13 protein-coding genes and 1 pseudogene are annotated in these 16439 nt (G+C 38.0%); 7 read left to right on the forward strand and 7 right to left on the reverse strand.

Annotated features, from left to right (window positions below):
* A pseudogene (locus IQ247_RS26695) lies at nt 1-287 on the forward strand (photosystem II q(b) protein); the annotation flags it as partial.
* Nucleotides 288-859: 572 nt separating this feature from the next.
* Nucleotides 860-2173, forward strand: coding sequence for a site-specific DNA-methyltransferase (locus IQ247_RS26700; RefSeq protein ID WP_193924605.1), 1314 nt, complete (start codon nt 860-862; stop codon nt 2171-2173).
* Here IQ247_RS26700 and IQ247_RS26705 read toward each other — a convergent pair.
* The gene (locus IQ247_RS26705; protein WP_193924606.1) at nt 2148-3008 is read right to left on the reverse strand and encodes a hypothetical protein; all 861 of its coding nucleotides are present in this window, start codon (nt 3006-3008) and stop codon (nt 2148-2150) included. The genes IQ247_RS26700 and IQ247_RS26705 overlap by 26 nt on opposite strands.
* A gap of 270 nt (nt 3009-3278) precedes the next feature.
* On the opposite strand from IQ247_RS26705, the gene recR reads away from it, so the two are divergent.
* Nucleotides 3279-3845 carry a recombination mediator RecR gene (gene recR / locus IQ247_RS26710; protein WP_193924619.1) on the forward strand — a complete coding sequence of 189 codons (567 nt, stop codon included), beginning with the start codon at nt 3279-3281 and terminating at the stop codon, nt 3843-3845.
* A gap of 155 nt (nt 3846-4000) precedes the next feature.
* Here the strand turns inward: recR and IQ247_RS26715 are convergent, their stop codons facing one another.
* A complete protein-coding gene (locus IQ247_RS26715) occupies nt 4001-5020 on the reverse strand; it encodes a LysR family transcriptional regulator (RefSeq protein WP_193924607.1) in 1020 nt (339 codons plus the stop codon).
* A gap of 568 nt (nt 5021-5588) precedes the next feature.
* Between IQ247_RS26715 and IQ247_RS26720 the strand changes: the two genes are divergently transcribed.
* From IQ247_RS26720 to IQ247_RS26735, 4 genes are all read left to right on the forward strand, one after another.
* Nucleotides 5589-5924, forward strand: a complete 336-nt coding sequence (locus IQ247_RS26720) for a DUF6825 family protein (protein WP_193924608.1) — start codon at nt 5589-5591, stop codon at nt 5922-5924.
* Nucleotides 5925-6059: 135 nt separating this feature from the next.
* Nucleotides 6060-7745, forward strand: a complete 1686-nt coding sequence (locus IQ247_RS26725; RefSeq protein WP_193924609.1) for an ABC1 kinase family protein — start codon at nt 6060-6062, stop codon at nt 7743-7745.
* A 17-nt stretch (nt 7746-7762) separates the two neighbouring features.
* Nucleotides 7763-8491 (forward strand): Stp1/IreP family PP2C-type Ser/Thr phosphatase, encoded by a 729-nt coding sequence (locus IQ247_RS26730; protein ID WP_193924610.1) that lies wholly within the window; start codon nt 7763-7765, stop codon nt 8489-8491.
* 526 nt (nt 8492-9017) lie between these two features.
* Nucleotides 9018-9215 (forward strand): NblA/ycf18 family protein, encoded by a 198-nt coding sequence (locus tag IQ247_RS26735; protein ID WP_193924611.1) that lies wholly within the window; start codon nt 9018-9020, stop codon nt 9213-9215.
* A 526-nt stretch (nt 9216-9741) separates the two neighbouring features.
* On the opposite strand, the gene IQ247_RS26740 is transcribed toward IQ247_RS26735, so the two are convergent.
* The 5 genes from IQ247_RS26740 to kdpB all read right to left on the reverse strand — a co-directional run bounded on the left by IQ247_RS26740 (nt 9742) and on the right by kdpB (nt 16415).
* Entirely contained in the window at nt 9742-11313 is a 1572-nt protein-coding gene (locus IQ247_RS26740; RefSeq protein ID WP_193924613.1) for a serine/threonine protein kinase, read from the reverse strand.
* Nucleotides 11314-11664: 351 nt separating this feature from the next.
* A complete protein-coding gene (locus IQ247_RS26745) occupies nt 11665-12111 on the reverse strand; it encodes a hypothetical protein (protein WP_193924614.1) in 447 nt (148 codons plus the stop codon).
* A gap of 136 nt (nt 12112-12247) precedes the next feature.
* Nucleotides 12248-13399: an anhydro-N-acetylmuramic acid kinase gene (locus tag IQ247_RS26750; protein ID WP_193924616.1), complete on the reverse strand. Its 1152-nt coding sequence runs from the start codon at nt 13397-13399 to the stop codon at nt 12248-12250.
* Between the two features lie 245 nt (nt 13400-13644).
* The gene (kdpC, locus tag IQ247_RS26755; RefSeq protein ID WP_193924617.1) at nt 13645-14247 is read right to left on the reverse strand and encodes a K(+)-transporting ATPase subunit C; all 603 of its coding nucleotides are present in this window, start codon (nt 14245-14247) and stop codon (nt 13645-13647) included.
* A gap of 62 nt (nt 14248-14309) precedes the next feature.
* A complete protein-coding gene (kdpB, locus tag IQ247_RS26760) occupies nt 14310-16415 on the reverse strand; it encodes a potassium-transporting ATPase subunit KdpB (RefSeq protein ID WP_193924618.1) in 2106 nt (701 codons plus the stop codon).
* Between the last annotated feature and the right edge of the window lie 24 nt (nt 16416-16439).

The following is a 16439-nucleotide window of genomic DNA, read 5'->3' on the forward strand; positions in this document are numbered from 1 at the left end:
ACAACAGCCGTAGCTTGCACTTCTTCTTAGCAGCTTGGCCTGTAGTAGGTATTTGGTTTACCGCTTTGGGAGTCAGCACCATGGCTTTCAACTTGAACGGTTTCAACTTCAACCAGTCTGTAATCGATTCTAGTGGTCGTGTAGTCAACACCTGGGCAGATGTATTGAACAGAGCAAACTTGGGTATGGAAGTAATGCACGAGCGCAACGCTCACAACTTCCCCTTAGATTTAGCTGCTGCTGATGCAGCACCTGTTGCAATTAGCGCTCCCGCAATCAACGGTTAATAATTAAATAAAAATGTAGAGACGTTGCATTGCAACGTCTTCACCACATACAGAAAACGCCTTCCGAGTAATCGGGGGGCGTTTTTTGCAGTGGAATTTTCATCGGTTCGTAGTCTGGGATTTATTACCGTTAGGTAAAATCGCAATATTACCTCAAAAATACTTTCGTAGGTTTAGAAACATAACGGACTAGTTCGGAAAGCATGATAAACAATCGATAAAGTTATAAACATCCTTTGCAAGTTTCCATCTTCATCAATTAAATTTTTTCTGAGATAATTAGCAAATTCTAAATTATTGCCAGCAGCAAAATTTATCAAGTTGTGAAATTTAGTATTTGCTATATTGATAAAACGTTTTAAATATCGATATTTACTCAATGATAATACTCACGCGAAGCAAAAATGTTATGTTCCCTCGTATTCTCTGGAGTAGGTGTTGCAGAAACTTGTTGTGAAATTAAATATTAAGAATTAATATTTAAAATAAAAAAATACTAAATAAGAGTTATATAAATTTTTTATTCTATAGGATATATTAAGATATAACGCAAAACTATAGATTAAAATTGAATGGCAACAGGAATACCAGGCACTACTAAACGTAATAGTACGAATAATGGAAATAAACTATCTTTTAGACTCGAATATGAAGGTAAAGCATCTGTTGAAGAAATATTTAACACTTGTTCCGCAAAATTGCGTAATGTTATTAGTGTAGAAAAACAGCCGAAAAATCGACTTATTTATGGAGAAAATTTAAGAGTTATTCGCGCACTATTAGATGATAATAATGTGTTTGGAAAAGTTGGTTTAATTTATATCGATCCACCTTACGCTACAGGATTCGATTTTGAATCAAGAAAACAAATAAGTGCATATCAGGATTGTATTAATGGTGGTGAATATTTAGAATTTCTACGCCAAAGATTAATTTTACTTAGAGAAATATTAGCAAATTATGGGTCTATTTATGTCCATTTAGACGATAATATGGCTTTCCCTGTCAAAGTTTTAATGGATGAAATATTTGGAGCTAAGTACTTCCGAAATTGTATTACTAGAAAAAAATGTAACCCTAAAAATTACACACGCAACCAATACGGGAATATTTCAGATTACATTCTTTTTTACACTAAAAGTGATGATTACATATGGAATCAGCCTTTTGAAAATTGGACAGATGTTAAAGCTAAAAAAGAATATCAGTATGTAGAAGAAGAAACTGGAAGACGCTACAAAAAAGTTCCTATTCATGCACCAGGAACTAGAAAAGGTGCCACAGGTCAGCCTTGGAGAGGAATACTTCCACCTCCTGGTAAACATTGGCAGTATACTCCTCAAACATTAGAAGAAATGGATTTAAGAGGAGAGATTTATTGGTCTGGAACGGGTAATCCAAGAAGAAAAGTATATCTTGATAACAGTAAAGGTATTGCAGTTCAGGATATTTGGCTTGATTTCAAGGATGCTCATAATCAAAATATTAAAATTACTGGCTATCCGACTGAAAAAAATTCTGAAATACTCAAGCGTATTATCCTTGCTTCTTCTAACGAAAAAGACATTGTATTAGATGCTTTTGTCGGAAGTGGTACTACAGTTGCAGTAGCTGAAGAGTTACAAAGACGCTGGATAGGTATAGATAATTCTCCTTTGGCAATTGAAACTACAGTTAATCGCTTAGTTCAAGGAACTGAGGCAATGGGGGATTTTGTAAATGGTAATACTAATGAACCAATACAAAAGTCTTTGATAAATACAAATAGAATTCTACGCAGCGGACTCGATGTATATTTTGAGATTGCACCAGATTTAAAAGATATCCCCGAAAGTTTAGTCAAAGAATGGGATAGTAAACTCAACTTTGAAGCCAATCTCTGGTAAATCTTTCATTTAGCATTTTGAGGGTGCATACCATCACTTTTCCTTGTCCATAATCTTCTAAAGCAGCATAGTCATTCCACATTGAACCTAGAGTTAAGCCTGGACCATCATTTAAAAAAAACACTTTTAGAGGTAGGTTATACATTTGGGCATATTTGAGAATATCTGTCACCTTATCCCTATTTCCACTTGTTCGATCATCTTCTTGCGCTCCACCACGATCTGTATCGTAACGGGCAAATCCTATAACCAAAGGAGTACCATCAGAGCTAGAAATTAATATATCTGCTGGGGTTTTGGCTTTCCAATTTTCTAGAACTTTATTCAGTAGCACATCTTTTCCAGCCCGTGCTGGACCTTGTATTAAGTACTCTGAGGCAAAATTGGTTTCAAACCACAAGAAAAAAGCTTCTGTTAATTCATACCCCTTCTTCCCCCGATCTTTATATTCCATAAGAATAGCCATAAGTGCTTCATCAGGTTTAGGACGATTTGTTAATTTCTCTTTTACTTCCTGTATTACTCGAAATCTATGCCCATAGTCTCGAATAATGCTAGACGTATTTTTCTTCACCTTCAACATTTCTACTGATGTATCAGGGGAAACGTATTTACGAAAAATCCGAAGTAATTGAGTTCGCAAAGGTAAAGGTAATTCAATAATTCTTGTCAATAAATTTGTAGAGCTAGTAGCTGTATTAGCCAATATGGCAAACTGTTCAATAACGCTACCGTAAAGAACTGGTGCTTCATCCAAATAGTCTGGGTAGTACTCCGAATCAACGAAAGTTATGTACTGAGAAGCTTTCGATTTGTACTCACCAAACGATGTCAAAATACACCTCCTTACAAGTCTTTATTTCCTGCATTACTGATTGAAAGTCTAAATTATACTCTCGCAAATAATTATTTGATTATACTAAAAATGTAAATTCATACTCAGATTTTATAATCCTCAATACTTAGTGTGATTTTACTCACTAAATCAATAAACGTCACAAAATTAAATAACCAATCCAAAATCCCGGAAGAATGTCATCATAGATATTGTTAGACACATACTGGAGATAAAACAACGGTTTACGCACGTCCTTTAGCAAGATTAATCGAGCAACTGCAACGCTTACCGGGAGTTGGTCCAAAAACTGCCCAACGATTAGCTCTGCATATTTTAAAACGACCGGAAGCAGAAGTAGAAGCTTTAGCGCAAGCTTTGATTGATGCCAAAAAACGGGTAGGTTTGTGTCGAGAGTGCTTTCATTTATCTTCTGAACCAGTTTGTGAAATTTGTCGCAATCCCAAACGGGACAACAAAACTATATGTGTAGTTGCAGATTCCCGCGATGTAATTGCTTTGGAAAAAACAAGAGAGTACAAAGGTAAGTACCATGTTCTAGGAGGTGTAATTTCTCCCATAGAAGGTATCGGACCTGAACAATTAAACATCCAACCCTTAGTGAGACGGGTAAGTCAGCAAAATCCCGAAGAAGTTATTTTAGCGATTAGTCAGAGTATTGAAGGTGAAACCACTACACTATATATCGGTCAACTGCTCAAACCATTCACCAAAGTTACGCAAATCGCTTTTGGTTTACCCGTAGGTGGCGATTTAGAATATGCTGATGAAGTAACCTTGGCAAGAGCCTTGGAAGGTCGTAGAGAGTTAGATTGATTATGGAAAATAACAAAAGATGGAGTTAGGGGAAGATGGGGGAAAGAACAACAATTCCTAATTCTTAACTCCTAATTCCTAACTCAAAACTCCTAACTCCCAACTCCCAACTCCTAATTCCTAACTCCCAACTCAAAACTCCTAACTCCTAACTCTTAACCTTTTACTTTACTTGTAGCAAGCAATGACATCGCTTGCAAAGCTTTGATTATTTCTAAAGGATTTTTTTGGTCAACAGAAAATTTTTGACTTTGTAAAAGCAAATATTCTAAAAAAGTACTTGCGGTAATTGAAAGTTGTTTTTTCTTGGGATATGCTATATGCCATTGGCGATATATGGGGAAACCTTCAACATCTAATATTGCAAGTTTATTTATTTTCTCGGTAGAATTTAGGGTGTGAAGGGATAAAACTGAAAGTCCTAAACCATCAATTACAGCTTGTTGAATAGCTTCATTACTACCAAGCTCAAGGTTTATCGGTACTGATATTTGATGCTGAGCAAAAAAACTCTCTACTACTTTGCGAGTCCCAGAACCCTGTTCCCGCATAATAAAAGGTTCATTTGTTAAGTATTTTAATGAAATGTTACGCTTAAGTGCTAAGGGATGGTCGCATGGAGCAACTAATACTAGGGGGTTATCCAGAAATGGTTTTGCTTCCATATCTTCTCTTTCTGGTGGACAGCTGAGAATATAAAGGTCGTCAAGATTATCATTTAATCGGGATAATAAGACATTATGATTGGTTATTTCTAAAGAAACACTAACACCGGGATAAAGTTTGCAAAATGGTTTGAGTAATTTGGGAATAAAATATTTAGTCGTAGTCACTGCTGCTAATCGCAGTCTTCCCTGCTTCATTCCCTTTAAATCAACAATTGCGGTTTCTAATCTGTCAAGACTTTTAAATATTTCTTTGCAGGTACTCAATACTTCTCTTCCTGCTTCTGTTAAATAAATACGTTTTCCAACGTATTCAAACAGAGGTACACCTACCGCTTGCGTCAGATGCTTTACCTGCATTGATACCGTTGGCTGAGTTACAAATAATTCTTCTGCTGCACGAGTAAAGCTAGAATGTCTTGCAGCAGCTTCAAATACCTTTAATTGGTCTAGGGTAATGCACTTTAAGAGGGTATCCTTTTGTCTAACATCCCCTAAATAACTTTTCATAGAAATTTATTATTACTAGTTTAGCTGCATTTATATTTGGCAATTCAACAGGGAATACAAGTTTTATTTCCCATACGCATCAAATTCACGACTAAAGCAACATTTGTGTTGCTTAAATTTAATATACATTACTTTAACAACATTTATGTTGTTAAAGTTTAATTAAATTAACATTTTTTAGGATATTACTCCCTATATTGTGGTCAGCAAAAATGAAAAAGTAAAAAATACCGTATTTACAGTAGAGTGGATTGCTCGCACAAAAGTATTTTGCACTCTTACCATGTTAAAGATAATCAAAAGCGCAACTAACGGAGAAAGTCCGTTTCTAAAAGTTTCTAAAAATTGTAGGAAGAATTACTATCTTGTATTTCCTTGTATTTTGGCTACTCAAATGGAGGAGAGAATAAAGCTGAAACCTTGATAGAACAAAGAAGCAGTCATAAAAATAGAGGATTGAACCCAAAAATAACTCAAAAATAATCCAAAGCAAATCCTAGTCTTATCAGCACGTTGAGCATAACGGCAAGTTATAATTTTTTTGCGGATAACCATAAAAAAACAATCTATGAGTAACCCCCTTGTGCAAGCATTTTTCGTAGGCAGAGCAGCCGCTGAAGTTCTTAACGAACGTTTTGAAGGCGCTTTTACCGATGCTTTAAGCGAACTTGGTAAATTAGATGCTGAACTCAAAGAACATATGCGCTCGTTTTCCTCTGAAGTAATGCAGCGAGCCGAACGTTCGGCTGAGGCTGCTGATGCTAGAAGTGGTACATACAGCACATCAGCACCCGGACAAACCAGTTCCGAACCTATTGACCTACAAGCAATGATTGACGAATTACGAGCAGAAATTGCTTTATTGCGTACCGAATTGCAACGTTATCGTAGCGGTTCGGTTTAAAAGTACAGAAAAATCGAGAATTAATCATAATAAGGAAATATAAAGAGGTATGGACGTTGGTAAGAACACCGAGTGTTGGCAGGTCTGAACTTCTGATTCTACGCTCGGTTGAAAATCAACGGCTTCGCAAAGGCTATGGAAAAGGGTTATTCAGATCAAGCATACCGTTGGAACCGCAAAAATTATTCGAGTAGACGACGCTTCTTTGACATTTGGTCATTTGTATTGACTTTAATGTTGAAGCTTTGGCTATACAATAAGTCTTGGAGTTATTCTGGAGGAGTTACCGAAACCAAAAAAGCTGCGAGACGAAAAGCGCAAGCAATTTGGATTCGTATCACTCTGCTAGATTTAGGCCCGACTTTTATTAAAGTAGGTCAGTTATTTTCTACTCGTGCTGATATATTTCCTAGTGAATATGTAGACGAACTAGCTAAACTCCAAGATAAGGTACCAGCTTTCAGTTACGAGCAAGTAGAAGAAATTATTGAATACGAACTAGGGAAGAAAATCCCCGAATTGTTTGCCAATTTTGAACCTATTCCCTTAGCTGCTGCTAGCTTGGGACAAGTTCATAAAGCGGTACTGCATTCCGGGGAAGCGGTTGTTGTCAAGATACAGCGTCCGGGACTAAAACAGCTTTTTGAAATTGATTTAAAAATTCTTAGAGGTATCACTAAATACTTTCAGAATCATCCCAAATGGGGACGAGGACGAGATTGGCTCGGCATTTATGAAGAATGTTGTCGCATCCTTTGGGAAGAAGTTGATTATCTAAATGAAGGTCGAAATGCCGATACTTTCCGCCGAAATTTTCGCGCTCAAGAATGGGTGAAAGTACCCCGCGTTTACTGGCGTTATGCTTCACCCAGAGTACTGACGCTAGAATATGTACCGGGTATTAAAATTAATCAGTATGAAGCCTTGGAAGCAGCCGGTTTAGACAGAAAAGTTATTGCTCGTCAAGGAGCAGAAGCTTATCTACATCAATTACTCAACAATGGCTTTTTCCATGCCGACCCCCATCCTGGTAACATTGCCGTTAGTCCAAATGGTGCGTTAATATTTTATGACTTTGGCATGATGGGACAAATCAAGTCCAACGTGCGCGAAGGATTAATGGATACACTTTTTGGTGTTGCTTCTAAGGACGGAGAACGGGTTGTTAACTCGTTAATCACTTTAGGAGCCTTAGCACCAAGCGATGACATGGGTCCAGTGCGGCGATCGGTTCAGTATATGTTAGACCATTTCATGGATAAACCCTTTGAAAAACAATCTGTCGCCAGCATCAGTGAAGATTTGTACGAAATAGCTTACGATCAGCCATTTCGATTTCCGGCTACTTTCACTTTTGTGATGCGGGCTTTTTCTACTCTTGAAGGAGTAGGCAAGGGATTAGATCCAGAATTTAATTTTATGGAAGTTGCTAAACCATATGCAATGCAGCTTATGAGTGATATGAATGGTTCTGAGGGGAACAGTATAATTAACGAATTGAGTCGTCAAGCAGTTCAGGTGAGTACTAGTGCATTTGGTCTACCACGAAGACTAGAAGATACACTAGACAAACTTGAGCGGGGAGATGTGCGGGTGCGTGTCCGGTCTATTGAAACAGAACGTTTACTACGAAGACAAACAAATATCCAACTTGGGGGAACTTATGCCCTGATTATCAGTGGATTTACCCTTTCAGCTACAATATTGTTGGTTCATGATTATGTATGGTTCGCATTGTTTGCGGGTTTAATTGCCGCAGCTGTATCCTGGCTGTTAATTAGACTGCTTTTGCGCCTCGACCGTTATGACCGTATGTCTTAGTTTTTAGATGAAACTATATGAAACTTAAATTCACGGGTTCTAGCGACCCGGGACTGATTCGTTCTAACAATCAGGATGCTTACTATATTGATCCAGAAGGACGATTTTTCATTGTAGCCGACGGCATGGGTGGTCATGCGGGTGGTGAGGAGGCAAGTCGAATTGCCATTATGGAAATTCAAAAGCACCTGTTATCAAATTGGGATAGCTCTAAGTCTTCGGAGGAATTATTACAGTCTGCTTTGTGGCAAGCTAATGAAGGTATTTTGCTAGATCAGCAGAATCACTCAGAACGTGCTGATATGGGAACTACTGTAGTCGCGGTTTTATTTCGCCCCAACGAGTCTCCCTATGTCGCTCACGTCGGCGATTCGCGTCTGTATCGTTGGCGTTCTCAACTTTTAGAATTAATTACAGAAGACCATACTTGGGTAGCGCGTGCTTTAAAAATGGGTGATATCACTATGGAAGAAGCCCGAAATCATCCTTTCCGTCATGTATTATCCCGTTGTCTCGGACGGGATGACCTACAGGAAGTTAACGTGCAACCACTCGATGTCAAATCTGGCGATCGCCTTTTATTGTGCAGCGATGGTTTAACAGAAGAACTTGTAGACGAAAAGATTGCTTATTATCTCCAAGAAAGTACTACAATTGAGGAAGCAGCTCGTTCTTTAATCGAAGGAGCAAAGGAACGAGGTGGACGCGACAATATTACCGTTGCGATTGTTCAACTCGAAGATTAGATCCACAATAGAGCAATTTATCCACAGATAGGTAAGTTTACCAGTAAATTATTTCCTGTTTAAAGCAAAAATACTCATCAATTTGTTCAGTCTGAGCATTTTTTCTAGTTACAACTTGATACAAATACTTTAGCCTCCAAAGTTACTTTTGGAGGCTGAATTTTCATATTTGCTATATTGACAACTTGCACTCAACAAGGTAGAAGGAATATAATTCATCCTGACTTACTCTTTCTTTCTGAAGCGTACAAAGTAATCTTGTTTACTTTTGTGACTTTGGAATTAAATAAATCCCCGGAATTTGACTTCTCAAACTTGGGGTTTATACCATTCGAGAGAGATGTAAGACCTAAAAAAATAAAAGATACTCGTTTAGAATGTGGGCAATATGTCAAACAATTGTTATCTTTCTTTATACAGGGGTAACAATCCCAAGACAAACAAAGCCGCTTACTCGAACCATTCCGGTTTTTCAGTAAACGATATCGCTTTTACTCGTTGTTTTTTAGTTTCTGGAGTTTAAAAAATGGACAAACCAATCGAATTGTCATTGGAACAGCAATTTAGCATTCGCTCTTTTGCAACCCAAGTCAAAGACATGAGCCACGAACAAGCTCAAGACTTCTTAGTCAAGCTTTATGAGCAAATGGTTGTTAGAGAAGCTACTTATCAAGAACTTCTCAAACATCAATGGGGCTTAGATTCAGGTCCCACTTGGGCATAAACTTAATCGTGTCAAAGTGGACGACCTCCTTCTCTTGCTAGGTTCCGCTCCGTTGGAAAAAAGCTGGGGATGCCGGGGCGTCAACTAAAGCTTACATACTCACTCAAACATTTTTATTGAATCACAAAATGTTTTTCAATTGAATTAGTTTGGCTATAGGAACAAAACACCCTGCACATCTAAATAAAAAATTGTGGAGGAAATTTTGACTACCTTAAAAATCTTAGCCTTATATGCTCATTATTTCTAATGAAGACAAACATTAAATTATCATAATCTAAACTCAACTCGAATTTTATCTTACATTTCTTTACAATAATCTGGTTTTTGCGCGAAGTTCAGTAAATCTATGACTTTATAAAAAGTAATTTACATTTACTAATTATTTTTATAGCTGCATTTTAAGTCTTTACACCCATATTATTCAAAAAAATTAACATTTCATGAGTAAATACCACAGAGTATGAATCGATCCCCAGAAGTCGAATTTTCACCCTAAGTATCCATAACAGGTACTGAGATTTTGTTAAGCAGAAAGGTCGAAAGGAGAATCTGTGTTAATTCCTTGCAATTTTGCTAAAATTTGAGGCTTAATTTTATGATATTCGGCTTGAAGTAAATTCTTGCTAAATTGGGGTTTAGCAGAAGATACCTTTTGGTGGCTGATGTTGACCCAATCAAGCAGACGCTGACGTTGGACTGGGGCAATACTCGAAAGTAAAATATGGCTGCACTTAGAAGGATTTTCTCTTCCAAAAAATACTAGACGGTAGTAACCTGTTTTTCCTAAAAGAGTAACAGTGTCTTTACCCGTATTGGTTTTGAGGTCTAGATAATAAGGTAACCATTTCGCACCGAATTGACGATGATAAATAACCGTAATCCATAACAACATTGGGTGAGGTGCAGTAATAAATAGAAATTGATTGTAGCGGGTGCAAACCAAACGCTTATGAATTTCTATTTGCGGTAACATTACCCACAGAGCGGGTGTTGACTTACCATTTACCTCGATATTTTGAGGAAAAACGATATCAGCAATTGGTTTATCTTTGGGCCAAACAGCTTGTCTTAAAATTTCGTCATTGCAAACCGATGTATTAGTATTAAGCTGATTGTCTTGGTTAAAATTAGCCTTAACAGTAGGAGCAAAGGCAGCAACATCAGTTTTATCATCAAGATTATGATTAGTATCAGTATTTGTGCGGAACTGAGAATTTTGATAACGCTCCTCTATAGATGCTAAACTTTTGAGAATTTCACTGATACTTTGAGGACGCTCACTTGCTTGCTTAGCCAGACATTTCATCACCAAATTTTCTAGTTCTACAGGAAGTTGAAACTTAAGTTCAACCTCAGAAAAAGGGCGTGGTGCTTTATAATGATGTACTTTATACCATCCCCCAAAAGAATGATTTTCTGGTATTAAAGGCATCTTCCCAGTCAGCATCTCGAACATCATCACTCCTAAGCTGTAAATATCCGAGCGGTTGTCCAGTTCCTTTCCTTCCATTTGTTCGGGAGAAGAATAAGCTAAAGTACCCAAATAATAATTAGTCTGCTGAGTATCTGAAAGTAATAACTTCGCAATTCCAAAATCGAGAACTTTGACTAATTCTCCAAAACTAGGATCATTAATTGCCAACATATTGCTAGGCTTAATGTCGCGATGAATAATTGGGCAAACCTTGCCATCAACGGAGATGCCATCGTGAGCGCATTGTAAACCCAAACATATTTGACGTACTAGATTCAAGAACCTGGATAGAGATATTTGGTCATCGCGGATAATATTGCTGAGGCTTCTACCATGTAAATATTCCATTACATAAAACGGAGTAGAATTTTCGTCCACACCATAGTCCATGACTCTAACAATGTGGATACTTTTTTGACCTAATAAAGCACAAGTTTTAGCTTCTCGTTCAAAGCGTTCCTTTAGTCGCATTTTTTTGTTTTCCACCGAGAGAGCGAGAAACTTAACTGCTACAGGTACACCTCCTAATAAAATATCCTTAGCGCGATAAACTCGACCCATCGCTCCGGTACCGATTATTTCCTGAAGCTGGTAGCGCTTGCCGAGTAAGCGGTCTGACATAGGGACTCCAATCTGCAAAAATAAATATTAAATCTTAAATAACACCTGCCATGAAGACAGGTTTTGGATACAAAAAAAGCATTTAAATAATTAAAAGTTGATTATAATCAACAGAAATGGTAGATATACTCAGTTAACTTGTACAATTATTAACTTTATCTCAATTTTATAATGCCCAATTTTTACTCAAAAACTTAACTTCTCGTAAAAAAAAATTCTAGCAGGGGCGAGAAGGAGATGGGGAGACAGTTGACAGTGAACAATAATCTATTAATATGCTTACTACCCGATCTCCGACCATACACCGTCGGAACTGATAACTGGTAACTGATAACTGGTAACTGTCCACTGTCAACTAATTTGACGTTCTACATTAGCTTCCATTGTGCTGATCAGAAAATGACCTTCCATAATTCCGCTGGTCAAGTGGTAAGTATTATTGGAGACACGATGAAGAGTTTCAAATCCACTGCGACGCTGGCGATCGCCTAATACCCAGTAGCGCTGAATAATTGCCTCCGGACCAATCCAGCCTTCGCCTTCGACTTGCCCCAATAAATTATGTTGAAGTAAAAAAGTGTATTGCCTTTCTCCGTCGTCCAAACGCCCTTTGTACTGCAAAGCAATTTCCGGATGTTTGGATGAAGGAAAAATCAGCTTTGTCACCATAGTGAACCAGTTATCTCGATTCCAAGCAACCAAGGTCATACCTTTGACGCTAATTGGCATACCATTACGTTCTAACCAATTTCCTTGTAATATCCAGCGTCCTGGTTCAAGTAAAAAAGTATGAGCCACCTGTGGGTAATTTCCTGTATTGTTGCAGTATCGCCAAAATTTAGTATAGCCTACGGAAATTGAAAGTTAAGAGTTAAGAGTTAGGAGTTAGGAGTGATAACCTTTAACCTTCAACCTTTAACCTTTAACCTTTGTCTTACAAAGGTATGTGAATGTTTCCTAAAAGTACTTCTTGGCTCGCTCCGGTGGCTGCGGGGAGGTTTCCAGGAGAGCCTGTTTGTCTCCAATAGGCTAAAACTGCAAAGGCGATGGCCTCTTTAAAATCCGCGTTTAAACCGACTTCGTTGGTAATGGAAACGGGTATGTTTCCTAACAAATCCTGTAAACGATGTTTGAGGTAAAGATTGCGACTACCACCACCACATAAAAGTACCCGATTTGGCATCTGTGGTAAAAAGTTACGGTAACTCTCAACAATAGAAACTGCTGTTAATTCTGTAAGAGTTGCTAAAAAGTCTGCTGGACTAAGTTGAAAATTTTCTGCATCTTTTATACATTGATGTAAGTAATCGACTCCAAATAATTCTCTCCCAGTAGATTTAGGTGGCAACAGATGAAAATATTCTTCATCGAGCCATTGTTCGACTAATGTAAAATTTGGAGTACCGGAGGAAGCCCAGTTTCCATCTTCATCGTAGGTTTTTGCTTTATCAGTTAAATGTTCCACTGCTAAATCGAGCAAGCTATTACCAGGCCCGGTATCCCAACCGCGAATTAAAGATAGCCAATTGTCACCATGAGCAGGAATATAAGTAACATTACCAATTCCACCAATATTTTGAATACACCTAGATTCTGAATGATGACTCAATAAAGCTGCATCTACACGAGGTACCAAAGGCGCACCTTGACCGCCGACAGCAATGTCAGCAGCACGAAAATTATTGACAGTAGTAATACCTGTTAAATGGCTAATTAATATACCACGACCAATTTGTAAGCTGTAGCCGAGTTTTGCTTGACCGTATTTTCCCGTCAGCGATCGATGGTAAATTGTTTGACCGTGAGAACCGATTAAAGTCGCTTTTTGATGACCTGCTTGAATTTTGATTGCAGCTTCAGCGAAACATGACGCTACAGCATCATCTAATTGTGCTAACTCTAACATTGAGATAGTTTTACCAGCACAAACTTCTAGAATGCGTTCTCTAATGTTTACAGGGTAGGGATATGTTTCACCCGCGACCAATTCTACTTTAATATTTAAATCTGTACCGAAAATATCTACTAAAGCAGCATCGATACCATCTACCGATGTACCACTCATTAAACCAATTACGCGAGTCATGGAATTTTAGATTTTAGATTTTGGATTTGAGATTTTAACTACGGATTTACCCTCCTCCTCGAATTCTGGGTACGGGAGTGATTTGGGATAAAAGTATGTATCACCATTACAAAAAGTAATGATGTTTATCCAGACTAATCTCAAAAAATAAAAGATTCAATGATTACTCGTATCTAAAATCTAAAATTTCCATCCCATAAACATTTTTAATTTTCACTTCCTTTACACGGTATTGGTTACTACAATCAATTTTGTCTACGGTTTATTTCTTGGAGGTCGAGAGCGTAATTTAATTTCAGGACATTAACTCCAGGTTCGCCAAATATTTTGAGAAATCTATCTTTGGTATACTTGACAATAAAAGGATAAATCTGGTCGGGCTGTAAATTACGAGCGCTGGCAACTCGATCCAATTGCTGCATAGCCGATTTAAACGTAATATGAGGGTCTAAACCAGAACCAGAGGTATAAATTAAATCGGCTAGTGGATCGATGCTTTGGTCTTGAAGTTCGTTTACTCTTTCCAAAATTCGATTTAGTAGTTCTGGGTTACTAGGAGCAAGGTTGCTAGAACCGGAAATTCCGGTAGGTTGAGCTTTTTTACCTTGACTATATCGCACGCTACTAGGTCGGCTATGAAAATATTCTTCGGATGTAAAGGTTTGACCGATTAAAGCTGAACCGATTGGGTCATTCTTTAAGTTGACCATTATGCTACCTTTAGCTTGATATTGAAAGAAGGGAGCTTGAGCGACTAAAAGTATAAATAATGGATAGATAATTGCAGTAATTAACCACAAAATAACAGTAACGCGAATTGAAGAAGCAATTGCTCGAAGTTGAGACATCGGATTTTACAGTTGACAGTTGACAGTTGACAGTTGACGTGCAGACCTCTAACCTTTAACCTTTAAGCTAATACCGTTAGGGAAATTATTAGGTCTACTAATTTAATCGCGATAAATGGGATAATCAACCCAGCTAAACCATAAATCAAAAGATTGCGTTGTAGTAGTTGATTGGGTGTCATGGGTGCAAATGGTACACCTCTAAGCGCTAAGGGAATTAATGCTGGAATAATTAATGCGTTGTAAATCAATAGTGAGAGTACAGCAGAATTAGTACTTGTCAAATTCATAATGTTTAGTTTATTCAAGCCAGCATTCGCAAATATTACTGGAATAATTGCAAAGTATTTAGCTATATTATTGGCAATGGAAAATGTTATTAAAGCACCACGAGTCATCAGCACTTGTTTACCAATACCGATAATATCAATTAATTTTGTGGGATCTGAATCTAAATCAATAATGTTGGCTGCTTCCTTTGCTGCTTGACTACCATTATTCATCGCTACCGCAACATTTGCTTGGGCTAATGCAGCTGCATCGTTTGTACCATCCCCTGTCATTGCCACTAATTTTCCTTCTGCTTGTTCTCGTTGAACTACAGCAATTTTATCTTCTGGGGTAGCTTCGGCAATAAATTCTTCTATTCCAGTTTCTCTAGCGATTACTGAAGTAGTTATCTGATTATCGCCGGTAATCATAATGGTACGTACACCAAGTTTTCGCAATTGTCCGAAGCGTTCGCGTATTCCTGGCTTGATGTTATCTTTTAAATAAATAATGCCGTAAATTTCGTGATTCATGCATACGGCTAACGGTGTACCTCCTTGCTGGGATACCATTTCGTAAGCTGAATTGAGTTCTGCTGTAACTTCCGCACCTAGCGATCGCACAAAGCTTTTTACCGCATCTACAGCACCTTTACGAGCCATTGAACCATTCGGTAAGTCAGTACCTCCGATCTTGGTTATGGCAGTAAATTGTACTGGTTGGGCATTTTGGTAGTCAAAATCAATTCTTGCTCCTAATCTTTGCGCTAAACGAATAATTGATTTTCCTTCCGATGTGTCATCAAATATACTTGCAGTCAGAGCGACATCAGCGATTTCTTGCATTGTATGACCGTTGATGGGGATAAAACCATCTGCTAAGCGGTTTCCTCTGGTTACGGTGCCTGTTTTATCAAGAATTAAAGTGTTGACGTTTCCACAGGCTTCTATGGCTCTTGCTGAAGTCGCAATTAAGTTTAACTGAGCAATCCGATCCATGCCGCCAATGGTGGTAGCACTGAGTAAACTTCCAATTGTTGTAGGAATTAATGCCACAAAAATAGCAATTAAAATAGGTACACTAACGGTGGTTTTGATGTAATATGCTAGGGCTGGAAAAGTTGTTACAACTGATAAAAATACCAAACTAATTAGTGCCATTAACACCGTCAAAGTAGATTCTAATGGTGTTTTTTTGCGTTCTCTTCTCTCAATTAAATAAATCATCCGGTTGATAAACCCTTTATCTGGGTCAACTGTAATGCGGATGATCAATTCATCAGAGATAATACGTGTACCTCCGGTAACATAACTAGCAACGTCTGAGCCAGATTCTTTCAGTACTGGTGCCGATTCTCCAGTAATAGCCCCTTCATCGACGCTTGCAGCACCCATAATTACTTCCCCATCTGCGGGAATAATATCGCCAGCTACCACATATACGGTATCGCCGCGCTGTAAACTATTAGCAGGGATTTCAGAAATGGTGCCGTCAGCTAAAAGTTTTTTGGTTCTAATATCTGACTTAATCGAACGCAATAGATCAGCTTGGGCTTTTCCCCGACTTTGAGCGAAGGCTTCAGCAAAGTTAGCCAGCCATAAAGTTAAGAACAAAACAAACGCGATCGCGCCGTTAAAAATTTTCGCATCATTTGTTGCAGATGAACCAAATAAAGCAGGGAAAATGGTTGCTGTTAAGACAATCAAACAACTTACCCAAACCACAAATAAGACGGGATTTTTAATAATGTGTTTGGGATTTAACTTAACAAAAGCATCCTTTATAGCTCTACCATAAAGACCTTTTTTACTTACCTTGACTTTTTTGCGGGAAAAACGACGTTCGTTAGACCGGGAAGTGGCAAGATTAGACTTGGAGCTAGTGACAACTGAGTTCATAAGCTTGTTTGTGCAGGGAATGGG

The sequence above is a fragment of the Plectonema cf. radiosum LEGE 06105 genome, from assembly GCF_015207665.1.
Classification (GTDB): domain Bacteria; phylum Cyanobacteriota; class Cyanobacteriia; order Cyanobacteriales; family Nostocaceae; genus Rivularia; species Rivularia radiosa_A.

Coding starts and splice junctions, on each gene's coding strand:
- IQ247_RS26730 (WP_193924610.1), top strand. CDS start 7,763: ATGAAACTTAAATTCACGGGTTCTAGCGACCCGGGACTGATTCGTTCT.
- kdpC (WP_193924617.1), bottom strand. CDS start 14,247: ATGTCTCAACTTCGAGCAATTGCTTCTTCAATTCGCGTTACTGTTATT.
- IQ247_RS26720 (WP_193924608.1), top strand. CDS start 5,589: ATGAGTAACCCCCTTGTGCAAGCATTTTTCGTAGGCAGAGCAGCCGCT.
- IQ247_RS26725 (WP_193924609.1), top strand. CDS start 6,060: ATGGAAAAGGGTTATTCAGATCAAGCATACCGTTGGAACCGCAAAAAT.
- IQ247_RS26715 (WP_193924607.1), bottom strand. CDS start 5,020: ATGAAAAGTTATTTAGGGGATGTTAGACAAAAGGATACCCTCTTAAAG.
- IQ247_RS26700 (WP_193924605.1), top strand. CDS start 860: ATGGCAACAGGAATACCAGGCACTACTAAACGTAATAGTACGAATAAT.
- IQ247_RS26740 (WP_193924613.1), bottom strand. CDS start 11,313: ATGTCAGACCGCTTACTCGGCAAGCGCTACCAGCTTCAGGAAATAATC.
- IQ247_RS26750 (WP_193924616.1), bottom strand. CDS start 13,399: ATGACTCGCGTAATTGGTTTAATGAGTGGTACATCGGTAGATGGTATC.
- kdpB (WP_193924618.1), bottom strand. CDS start 16,415: ATGAACTCAGTTGTCACTAGCTCCAAGTCTAATCTTGCCACTTCCCGG.
- IQ247_RS26735 (WP_193924611.1), top strand. CDS start 9,018: ATGGACAAACCAATCGAATTGTCATTGGAACAGCAATTTAGCATTCGC.